3 protein-coding genes are annotated in these 2,185 nt (G+C 72.9%); 1 reads left to right on the top strand and 2 read right to left on the bottom strand.

Going from position 1 to position 2,185, the window contains the following annotated elements; translation table 11 throughout:
- Positions 1 to 152: 152 nt before the first annotated feature.
- Both ACFWFR_RS19180 and ACFWFR_RS19175 read right to left on the bottom strand, forming a co-directional pair.
- Positions 153 to 785 carry a GDSL-type esterase/lipase family protein gene (locus tag ACFWFR_RS19180; RefSeq protein ID WP_377624174.1) on the bottom strand — a complete coding sequence of 211 codons (633 nt, stop codon included), beginning with the start codon at positions 783 to 785 and terminating at the stop codon, positions 153 to 155.
- 116 nt (positions 786 to 901) lie between these two features.
- Positions 902 to 1,816 (bottom strand): aldose 1-epimerase family protein, encoded by a 915-nt coding sequence (locus ACFWFR_RS19175; RefSeq protein ID WP_377624173.1) that lies wholly within the window; start codon positions 1,814 to 1,816, stop codon positions 902 to 904.
- Positions 1,817 to 1,962: 146 nt separating this feature from the next.
- On the opposite strand from ACFWFR_RS19175, the gene ACFWFR_RS19170 reads away from it, so the two are divergent.
- Positions 1,963 to 2,185 (top strand): aldo/keto reductase (locus tag ACFWFR_RS19170; RefSeq protein WP_377624172.1); only part of this gene is annotated, 223 nt, incomplete at its 3' end.

The following is a 2,185-nucleotide window of genomic DNA, read 5'->3' as shown; positions in this document are numbered from 1 at the left end:
CCGAGGAGGGGCACGAGCCGCTGCGGTCTTCGCCGGCTCCGACGTGAGCCGGACCGTCCGCCCCGGTCCGGTCACCGTGGCCGCGCTGTGCGGTGGCCCCGGCCGGCGGGGAGGTCACCCTCGGCGGACGGCGGGCGAGACGCCGGCCCGGCCTACGCGACGTCGTCGGGCAGGCCCAACCAGGCGTGCCAGCCGGTGTGGAGGACGAGCCAGGCCATGAGCCCGTAGCCCGCCTGCCCCGGGTACCCGCCCACGCCCGTCGCGAGGTCCGCGAGCCACTGCTCGTGCGTCACGAGCGGCGTGAAGGTGTCGACGTACGGGACCCGTCGCCGGTTCGCGACGTCCGCGAACGCCCCCGAGAGCTCCGCGAGGCGGTCGTTGTCCTCGGGTCGGCCCGGCGGGGGACCCACCACGAACACGGGGAGACGACGCTGCTCGGCCACGTCGAGCACGTTCGCGAGGTTGAGCCGCGACCTGGCCACCGACAGACCGGCGTCCAGGTCGTGCCGTCCGAGCGCGATGACGAGACGGTTGTCGGACTCGGGGTCCGGGTGGAAGCGCTTGGTCGACTCGAGGTCCCAGCGCTGGCTCATCGCCGTGGTCGTCTCGCCAGGGATCGCGAGCGGGAAGACCATCGCCGTCCCGGGGAAACGGGAACGGGCGACGACGCGCCCGACCCAGCCGAGGCCCTTGGCGTCGCCGACGCCCGCGATCAGCTCGTCGCCGACCACGCAGATCCGTACTTCAGGTTCTCCCACGGTGATGTGCTCCTCGTTCGCTCGCACACCATTGTCTGTCACGACCGGGGTCCCGTGCGGGACGTCAGGCCGGACGGACGACAACTGGTGCCGGAGGCGACCATGAGGGCGGCCGCCGCCGGCACCTGCCGGGCTCCACCGGCTCAGAGCAGCGTGGCGCCCCACGTCGTCTCGTGCGACGCACCCGGGGCGAGGCGCACCAGGCGATCGCCCGAGCGGAACGCGTCCGCGATGCAGCTCATGGGCTCGGCCGCGACGCCCGTGCGGCGGTACGCCGTGGCCGACACGTGGTCGCCCGTGCAGACCTGCCACGTGTCCATCGAGGAGTCCATCCAGACCGCGGCCGTCCGGCCGTCGGGTGCGCCGAGCCGCATCCACGACAGGCCGTCCTCGTCGCGCAGCACGTCGACGTAGGCGTCGTCGAGGTCGATCCCGGCCAGCAGCCGCGGCTCGCGCAGGTCGAAGTCGCCGGCCGCGGGCTCGGTACCCGTGGGCAGGAGCCGCTCGTCCGTGGTGACCCGGGTGCTCGCGTCGAGGCGCAGCGTGCACTCGTCGACCGACGCGTCACCGGGCGAGAGCCACGGGTGGAACCCGACGCCGTAGGGGGCGTCGGTGCCGCCCACGTTCGTCGCACGGGTCGTGACGCGCAGGCCGGCGTCGGTCAGCGCGTAGGTCACGCGTGCGACGAGGTCGAACGGGTAGCCGGGGGTCGGGACGAGGTGCAGCTCGAGCGTCGCGGCCGACGCGGACTGCTCGACGACGTCCCAGCGCTCCCAGCACACCAGGCCGTGGATCGCCGTGTTCCGCGGTACCTCGGTGATCGGGAGCTGGAGCGCGGCGCCGTCGAACTCGTACTGCCCGTCACGGAGCCGGTTGGGCCAGGGGAGCAGCACCGCTCCGTGGGACGCGGGGGCGAGCTCGGTCTCCGAGAAGGGGGTGAAGACGTCGCGCCCCCCGACCGTGTACTCGCGGATCGCCGCGCCGACCTCCGTGACGGTGACGTGGTGGTCCCCGTGCTCGATACGGATCTGGGCGCCCGAGGGTGGTTTGATGTTCACGATCACATACGTTACTGGGTGCGGAACACCGCGCGAGCAGCCACAGTAGAACCCGGTCGTGCTGCCCGCAGGGGCAGCAGGCCGAGCGACGCACCGTCCCCGGCCCCCGGGCGACGGGAGCACCACCGCAGGACGAGGAGGAACACATGGAACGAGGAGTGCTCGGACGCACAGGAAGGCTGGTCTCGGTCGTCGGGCTCGGCACCTGGCAGCTCGGCGCGGACTGGGGAGAGGTCAGCGAGGACGACGCGCGCGCCGTCCTCGACGCCTCGGCCGAGTCGGGCGTGACCTTCTTCGACACCGCCGACGTCTACGGAGACGGCCGCAGCGAGGAGATCATCGGCTCCTACCTGGCGGACAACCCTGGCG

The organism is Oerskovia sp. NPDC060287, from assembly GCF_042726775.1.
Classification (GTDB): Bacteria; Actinomycetota; Actinomycetes; order Actinomycetales; family Cellulomonadaceae; genus Oerskovia; species Oerskovia merdavium.
The sequence above is the reverse complement of the archived record's forward strand: the minus strand, read 5'-3'. Positions and strand labels throughout refer to the sequence as shown.